General features: G+C 24.4%; 1 protein-coding gene. It reads right to left on the bottom strand.

What is annotated here, in order from left to right; translation table 11 throughout:
- Positions 1–1008 (bottom strand): tetratricopeptide repeat protein (locus EZH24_RS12530; protein WP_161976176.1); only part of this gene is annotated, 1008 nt, incomplete at both ends.

The raw sequence follows: 1008 nt of genomic DNA, 5'->3' as shown, positions 1-1008 counted from the left end.
TTGTACGCTTTTTCAAAATAAATTAAAGCCTCATCTTTTAAGTGTTTATATTCATCTTTAGTAATATTTTCTTTTTGAATATTGGCAAGTATATTTTTAATGTATCCTATGCTGTTAAAAGTTTCTGGTATTTCTTTTTCTAATTCTTCAACTTTATAAAAATCTTTCAAACATTCATTATATACTTCAATGGCTTTTTCTATATTTCCATTATCTCTTTCAATATTAGCAAGTTTAGTTTTAGCATATCCTCTGGTATCATATATTTCAGCATTATCATCAACTATTTCAATGCCTTTATCAAAATATTCCAAAGCTTCATTTAATAATTCTTTTGCTTTTGAAATATTATCATTTTTTAATTCAATATTCGCTAATTTAATTTTATTAAAGCCTATTTGATTATAAGCAGCTATATAGCTTTCATCTATTTCTATACATTTAGAAAAATCTTCACTTGATTTTTCATACTGCTGTAAATAGAATTTAGTTAGTCCTCTATTATAATAATATAATGAATTATTATCATCTAATTCTACGGCTTTATCATAATCTTTAATCGCTTCTTCATACTGCTTCAAATATATTTTAGAATTTCCTCTATTATAATAAGCAGATGAATCATTATTATCTAATTCTATAGCTTTGTCAAAATCTTTAATAGCTTCCTTATATTGTTTTAATTTTCGATTAGCATTCCCTCTATTGAAATAAATTACTGGATTATTATTATCAAATTCTATGGCTTTATCATAATCTTTTATTGCTTCCTCATATTTCTCTAAAGCTGATTTAGCATTTCCTCTGCCGTTATAGGCTTCTAAATAATTATTATCTAACTCTATAGCTTTATCATAGTCTTTGATAGCTTCTTCATACTGCTCTAAACTTTCTTTAGACAATCCTCTATTATTATAAGCTTTTGAATATTTATTATCTAACTCTATGCATTTATCATAATCTTTAATAGCTTCTTCATACTGACCTAAATTATATTTAGCATTTCCT

This window comes from Brachyspira catarrhinii, assembly GCF_005518285.1.
Taxonomy (GTDB): Bacteria; Spirochaetota; Brachyspiria; order Brachyspirales; family Brachyspiraceae; genus Brachyspira; species Brachyspira catarrhinii.
Note: the sequence above shows the minus strand (reverse complement) of the source record. Positions and strands in the feature narration are given on the sequence as shown.